The sequence below is a fragment of the Roseinatronobacter domitianus genome, assembly GCF_023336755.1.
In the GTDB taxonomy this organism is placed as follows: Bacteria; Pseudomonadota; Alphaproteobacteria; order Rhodobacterales; family Rhodobacteraceae; genus Roseinatronobacter; species Roseinatronobacter domitianus.
Genome location: NZ_JALZWP010000005.1, coordinates 183,690 through 189,866, shown reverse-complemented (window position 1 = coordinate 189,866; position 6,177 = coordinate 183,690). Strand labels below are relative to the sequence as shown.

At 57.1% G+C, this 6,177-nt stretch carries 7 protein-coding genes and 1 pseudogene; 7 read left to right on the top strand and 1 reads right to left on the bottom strand.

The annotated features are described in order from the left end of the window. Positions 1-213 precede the first annotated feature (213 nt). From M3N55_RS07365 to M3N55_RS16705, 6 genes are all read left to right on the top strand, one after another. Positions 214-1,074 carry a MurR/RpiR family transcriptional regulator gene (locus M3N55_RS07365; RefSeq protein ID WP_249057872.1) on the top strand — a complete coding sequence of 287 codons (861 nt, stop codon included), beginning with the start codon at positions 214-216 and terminating at the stop codon, positions 1,072-1,074. 191 nt (positions 1,075-1,265) lie between these two features. Beyond that, on the top strand, positions 1,266-2,243 hold the full coding sequence (locus tag M3N55_RS07360; protein WP_249057871.1) for a TRAP transporter substrate-binding protein: 978 nt from the start codon (positions 1,266-1,268) through the stop codon (positions 2,241-2,243). 67 nt (positions 2,244-2,310) lie between these two features. Beyond that, positions 2,311-2,832, top strand: a complete 522-nt coding sequence (locus M3N55_RS07355) for a TRAP transporter small permease (RefSeq protein WP_249057870.1) — start codon at positions 2,311-2,313, stop codon at positions 2,830-2,832. Next, positions 2,832-4,121 (top strand): TRAP transporter large permease, encoded by a 1,290-nt coding sequence (locus M3N55_RS07350; RefSeq protein WP_249057869.1) that lies wholly within the window; start codon positions 2,832-2,834, stop codon positions 4,119-4,121. The genes M3N55_RS07355 and M3N55_RS07350 overlap by 1 nt, the downstream gene beginning before the upstream one ends. A gap of 3 nt (positions 4,122-4,124) precedes the next feature. Then, positions 4,125-4,817 (top strand): aspartate/glutamate racemase family protein, encoded by a 693-nt coding sequence (locus M3N55_RS07345; protein WP_249057868.1) that lies wholly within the window; start codon positions 4,125-4,127, stop codon positions 4,815-4,817. A 1-nt stretch (position 4,818) separates the two neighbouring features. Beyond that, on the top strand, positions 4,819-4,953 hold the full coding sequence (locus M3N55_RS16705) for a hypothetical protein (protein WP_283163914.1): 135 nt from the start codon (positions 4,819-4,821) through the stop codon (positions 4,951-4,953). 134 nt (positions 4,954-5,087) lie between these two features. Here M3N55_RS16705 and M3N55_RS07340 read toward each other — a convergent pair. Next, a pseudogene (locus M3N55_RS07340) lies at positions 5,088-5,397 on the bottom strand (IS5/IS1182 family transposase); the annotation flags it as partial. Positions 5,398-5,621: 224 nt separating this feature from the next. Here M3N55_RS07340 and M3N55_RS07335 point away from each other — a divergent pair. Next, positions 5,622-6,116: an Lrp/AsnC family transcriptional regulator gene (locus tag M3N55_RS07335; RefSeq protein ID WP_249057867.1), complete on the top strand. Its 495-nt coding sequence runs from the start codon at positions 5,622-5,624 to the stop codon at positions 6,114-6,116. Positions 6,117-6,177 lie beyond the last annotated feature (61 nt).

Below are 6,177 nucleotides of genomic sequence, written 5' to 3'. Positions count from 1 at the left end.
CCGCCCCGCGCATCTTCACCCCCGCCGTTATCGTGCCAAGGGTGAATCATGTTCGCAAACCGCTGTCGAGGCAGGACTATTTCAGCAACCTGTTAGAACCAGATCGGCGCTTCCTGAGTCCCACCAAGTGGTAGCTGAGTGCATGCTGCGTGATTCACCAAATCGCTGGTCAATTCGCTGAAAACTCGGCTAACTAGGCGCATGACATCTGCCATGACCGGATCCTATATTGCCCGCATCAGGGGGGCACTGCCAACGCTGCACCCAAGCGAACGACGGCTGGCAGACACAATTTTGTCCTTTCCGGGTGAGATAGCCAGTTATTCCGCCACGGAACTGGCGCAACTGGCAAATGTATCGAATGCTACGGTTACGCGTTTTGTGCGCCGCTTGGGTTATGAAAACTTTGACCAGGCTCGGCAGGCGGCACGCGCGAATCAGCAGACAGGTGCAGCAGTGTTCCGGGTTTCTGCTAGTGGTCAAGGGCCAGATGCAGCTCTCATGGCGCAGATCACCCAAGGCCGTCAGAATGTCGAAAACAGTTTTGCCGCCATTTCGCTGGCCGAAATTGACGATCTGGCTGATGCGATCCTGCATGCAGATCGAGTCTGGATCATTGGGTTTCGAACGGCAAGAGCCTTCGCAGCCTATCTGGGTGCTCAGATCGGGCAGACGATCCCGAATGTCACTGAATTGCCAATAGCAGGGCAGACATTGGCTGAGAGCCTGACCAGCATCCGAACAGGAGATGTGGTGATTGTGTTTGCGTTGCGACGGACTGTGCGCCAGTTACCGGCTGTGTGCCGCGAATTGCGCAATACCTCCGCGCGCGCGGCTTTGATCAGCGACGTTCTGCCGCAAACCGGTCGTGATGTGCCCCCCATAGAGACGGAATTGTCGCCGAAATGGCGACTGCGTGTTCAAACAGCGGCCCCTGGCCCCCTCTTCAACCACGCAGCTGTGTTGACCCTGTGCCATATTCTTGCCACCCGCGTCCTGGAGCGATCCGGATCGGCTGGGCGTAAGCGTTTGCTAGCCATCGAGGCGCTGCATGATTCGATGGATGAAATCTGAGGGCAGCGCTTTCAGAACGCCTGCGCTCTAGGCACTTTTTGTCATTTTGCACAAAAAACACCTGCTTTCACAGGGTGAGCAAGAAAAATTCGTGCTGAAAAAAGTTTTTCATGAAGCTATGAAGAGAAAAATTACTACCGTTTCCTTGCCCACAGCAGGCTGTTCGAAAAACCGACAACAGAGGTATCACCATGTCTTTCACAATCCGGAAAACCGCAGTTTTTGCATCCGTTGCCATGTTTCTGCCCGCGCTGGCACAGGCACAGGTGCTGCAAATCAACTCGTCTTTGCCCGATGGCAGCTTCGCTCATGCCTTTCTAACCGAATTCAAAGAACGGGTGGAGGCAGAGTTGCCAGAAATGGATGTCCAGATTTTCATGGGCAATACGCTTGGCTCTGAAGAAGATGTGTTGCAAGGGCTTGGTTTTGGTACGCATCACGCTTCACTTTCGGCTTCGGCCGTCGTCCAGATCAACCCGCGCGCGGCTGTATTCGACCTACCGTATTTGTTCGAGAACCGCGCCAAGGTTCAGGAATTTGCAGCCTCGCCTGCGTTTGATCTGTTGGCAGAAGGGTTCGAGGGGCGCGGAATCGTGCTGTCGGCACTTTGGGATAACGGGTTCCGCGTAATCACCAATAATGTCCGCCCAATTGTCACCCCTGCCGATCTGGAAGGTCTTAAAATCCGCACGCCCACCTCGCGCCAGCGGGTTGCCATGTTTAACACCTTGGGCGCGAACGCGACTCCGCTTTCGTTTGGCGAGGTCTATTCCGGTCTGGATCAGGGTGTGATCGACGGGCAGGAGAACCCTGCGCAGGTGGCCGAGAGCGCGCGCTTGTATGAGGTGCAGGACTACATGTCGCTGTCAAACCATGTCTACCTGCCCACCTTCATGCTGTTTGGTGAGCCGTGGTTGAACGCCCAAACCGAAGACGTGCGTGACACCGTGCTGCGCATTGCGGCAGATACCGCACCGTGGACTTTCAACTGGGGCGACGAGACCGATGCCCGCGTTCTGGAAGAACTGACCAGCAAGATCGCCATCAACGAGATTGATTTTGAAGCCTTTCAAGCCGCGGCCCTGCCACTTTACGATGACCCGCTCTTCACTGATGCAATCGGCGCAGAGATGATCGCGGTTACGCGCGATGTGCTTGGTCTGGAGTGATCCAACGCGCGGCCCTGCCGATCAGAGCCGGGCCGCGCTTCCCTTTTTGTTCCGTCAGGAGGACAGGATGGACCGTCTTGGTGTCGTCGTGCTGTGGCTCGACCGGGGTATGTGCCGTGCTTTGGATCTGTTTACTGTGACCGTGGCTGGCATCCTGCTGGTCTTGCTGAACTATGCCGTGTTTTCGCGTTTCGTGCTGAACAGTTCCGTGTCATGGGGTGAAGAACTGCCAGCGCATATTCTGGCCATGCTTACCTTTATTGGCGCGGCTTATCTGACGCGAACCAATGAACATCTTGGCTTCGATTCCTTTGCCCGCAGCCTGAACCTTGGCATGCAACGTATCATCGCCTGCATCAATCAGCTTTTGATGGCAGCATTTGGTGCGACGTTGTTCTGGTTTGGCGGTTTGGCGGCAACCAGTTTCATGGGGCGGTCGCTGATTTCGGTCGATTTGCCGCTTGTCCTGTTCCGGGGGGCGGTCCCGCTGGGCGGGGCACTGATCGTGCTGATCTGCCTTGTCCGTTTCGTGGGCCTTGTGATGGGCCGCATCAACCCCGGCGAATTGCTGCCCGAAGGAGACGGCTGATGTTTCTTGAACCCGGCTACATGATCCTGACCCTGCTGATTGGTCTTTTGCTGATGGGAGTGCCGATTGCTTTCGTGCTGGGCATTACCGCGGCTGTGATGATCTTCCTCGACCCGGCGGTCGTGCCGATGATCATCGGGCTGATCCCGTTCGGCGGTGCCAATAATTACCTGCTGGTCGCGGCCCTTTTGTTCATGATCGCGGGCGAGGTGATGAATCAAGGCAAGATCGCGGAAAAGCTGATCGCGTTCGCCTCGTCCTTGGTGGGTCACATTCGGGGCGGTTTGGCACATGTCAATATTCTGACATCGCTGTTCTTTTCCGAGATATCAGGCACCGCCACTTCGGATGCTGCCGCCATCGGGTCTGTGATGATCCCGCAGATGAAAAAGCGCGGCTATTCGGCGGCTTTTGCGGCGGCTGTTACCTCGACCTCGGCAACCATGGCCATCATCGTGCCGCCGTCGCTGAACCTGATCCTCTATGCCTATGTCGCCAATGCTTCGATTGCGGAATTGTTCGCGGCGGGCATACTGCCCGGATTCCTTGTTTGCGCTCTGCTGCTGATGACCGCCTATGTGATTGCGGTTTACAAAGGATTCCCGACCGAGGGCGCGTTCAGTTTTGCCCGCGTGCTGGACACAGGCAAGGATGCTGCGCTGCCGCTGACGCTGCCGATCCTCATCTTGTTTGGTATTCTGGGCGGCATCTTTACGGCGACCGAAGCAGGTGCTGTGGCGGCGCTTTGGTCCTTGGTCATGGCCACCGTAATTTACCGCACGCTCAGTTGGAAAAGTTTCATCGACACGCTGCGCATCGCAGGCAAACGCTCGGCCATGCTGATGTTCATTGTCGCGACATCGACGCTCTTGGGCTGGTATCTGACCAACCAACGCATCCCGCAGGATATTGCCAATGCAATCCTTGGCATTTCCGAAAACTACTGGGTTGTGCTCTTGGCGATCAACGTGTTCTTTCTGCTGGCAGGCACGATTGTGCATGGCACACCGGCCATCCTGATGCTGGTGCCAATATTCCTACCGCTGGCCGACCAACTGGGTATTGACCGGGTGCATTTCGGGCTGATCATTACGCTCAATCTGGGCATCGGTCAGCAAACGCCGCCAGTCGCCTCGGTGGTGCTAATCACCTGCTCGATTGCCAAAATATCCATCGGCAAGATCATTCCGCCTCTGCTTTTGTTCATCGGGGCGATGCTGGTGGCGCTGATACTGGTCAATATTTTCCCGGCCATCGCGCTGTGGCTACCATCGATTATTTTGGGGTAAGGCATGAGACTTCTTATCATTAACCCAAATTCTTCTGCGACAGTCACGGCGCGGATCAATGAAGCCGCGCAAGCGGTTTGCGAGCCGGGAGAGACGATCACCGCCATTCGCGCGATAGGTGCTCCTGATCTGATCGTCACCCCTCAAGATGCTGAAGCCGCCGAGCGTGCCGTGACCAAGACCCTGGGCGCATGGCGGCACCGTGTTGATGGGGTGATCCTCGCGTCGTTCGGCGACACTGGGCTGGACACAGTGCGCGCTCAGACAGATGTGCCAGTGGTGGGTATTGCGCAATCGGCCTATGCAATGGCCTCGGTTCTGGGGCCACGCATGTCGATCGTGTCTTTCGCGCCGACAATGGCAGAAGCCCTGCGCAAGACGGCTCTTGGCTATGGGCATGCTGATCGCCTGGTTGCCATGCACATGGTCGAGGGCGCAACGTGGGATGACCCTGGCGAGATACAGCACGAGCTTGCGCCGCAATTATTGGCACTATGCCAGAAATCTGCACGCGAGGATCGGGTCAGCAGCATTGTCTTGGGTGGCGGGCCGCTGGCCGGTTTGGCCGCCCGTCTGCAATCACAGGTCAATGTGCCGCTGATCGATGGCACGACAGCGGCAATTGCGACATTGCGCGTGGCCTTGAAAGGCACCCAGCGGCCAGAGTTTTCTGGCCAACGGCTGGCGCATAGCTGACATGTCCGCACCATCGCGCATCAGCTTGCCATTTGCATTGATCCTTGCAGCCCATGCGCTTGGGGCCGGTGCCGCAGTGCTCGGCCTGTGTCTTGCCGCGCTCCATCGGGGCACGTTTCTGAGCCGCGTGATTTGAGGAGCTCTGACTGACCGGCTTTTGCTGGGCAACCCTGCGCGCGGTTTGTGGCTGCTTTGCGTGATCGCTTTGGTGGTCGCGTCGCTTCGCTCTCCGACGAACTTGCGACACCGGATCCTGGTTTCGGCGCGGTCGCTGGCGGTAAACCCCACCGCCCGGATATTCGGTTGGCCGCCTCTATGGTCAGATGGACCTTGCGCCATTGGCGGCGGAACCGACCATCATGTTTAAACACAGGCATTTCCTGCCGCCGAGGAACTTGATACCGGTGCGATCCACCAGCAGGTTCCGCAGCTCGTCGGCGGGGCGATAGGGGATCTGCACATTCAGGGTTCACAGGGTCGAATAGCCCGGAGCGAGCCAGCCCAGCCACCGCTTCCGAAGTGCGGCGTTGTCAGCCGACCAGTGTGTCCTGCGGTAGCGGGCCGGTTTGGGCTTGCTCATGACACCCGTCTAACCGCATGGTTTCGCGGTGCGAATTCCCGCAATCCCAAGTTCAGTATAAAGCCGCGTGACTGGGGTGGGGCGTTACCACAATTTGACGCTGTAGCGGCCTAATGCGTCGCAAACCCGCTGTGTCATAGCTCTGCGCTCTCTTATCTTCGCGCCAACAAATATCGTGGTTTTTGAAGCGACTCGCGTAAAGTCAGTCTGCGGAGTGGTGATATATGCGCGAACGGCAGGGGCTTGATCCGACTGATATTCGCATCCTGAGCGCTGTTCAGCGTCATGGGCAGCTAAGCAAGATCAAGCTGGCCGAAATCGTGAACCTCTCGCCGACCCCATGCTGGGCACGCTTGGCACGGCTGCGCGCTGCGGGCTATATTCGCGGATACCACGCAGATATCGCCTTGGACCGAGTTCTGGATGCAACTCGTGTGGTCGTGACCGTTTCCTTGAATTCGCATCGGAAAACCGATTTCGACAGGTTCGAGACCTATATCAAATCGATAGATGAAATCATCAATTGCGTCGCGACCGGAGGCGGTCTTGACTACGTGATGACCGTTGTCACCCCCAGCCTTGCAACCTTTCAGGATGTGATGGAGGGCTTGCTTGCGGCGGATTTGGCGATTGATCGCTACATGACCTATTTCGCGACCCGCCTGATTAAGGCCGAGCAGCCGAACCTTGCGAAATTGGCCGCCTATCGCCTGCGATAGCGTTGCCAGTCCAAACGGTCTGTTTTCGTCAAAATCCAAGCCCGAGCAGTCCATAAATGGT

Bases quoted from the DNA above. Each gene is read 5' to 3' on its own strand.
- M3N55_RS07365 (WP_249057872.1), top strand. From the start codon at position 214: ATGACCGGATCCTATATTGCCCGCATCAGGGGGGCACTGCCAACGCTG.
- M3N55_RS07360 (WP_249057871.1), top strand. From the start codon at position 1,266: ATGTCTTTCACAATCCGGAAAACCGCAGTTTTTGCATCCGTTGCCATG.
- M3N55_RS07355 (WP_249057870.1), top strand. From the start codon at position 2,311: ATGGACCGTCTTGGTGTCGTCGTGCTGTGGCTCGACCGGGGTATGTGC.
- M3N55_RS07350 (WP_249057869.1), top strand. From the start codon at position 2,832: ATGTTTCTTGAACCCGGCTACATGATCCTGACCCTGCTGATTGGTCTT.
- M3N55_RS07345 (WP_249057868.1), top strand. From the start codon at position 4,125: ATGAGACTTCTTATCATTAACCCAAATTCTTCTGCGACAGTCACGGCG.
- M3N55_RS16705 (WP_283163914.1), top strand. From the start codon at position 4,819: ATGTCCGCACCATCGCGCATCAGCTTGCCATTTGCATTGATCCTTGCA.
- M3N55_RS07335 (WP_249057867.1), top strand. From the start codon at position 5,622: ATGCGCGAACGGCAGGGGCTTGATCCGACTGATATTCGCATCCTGAGC.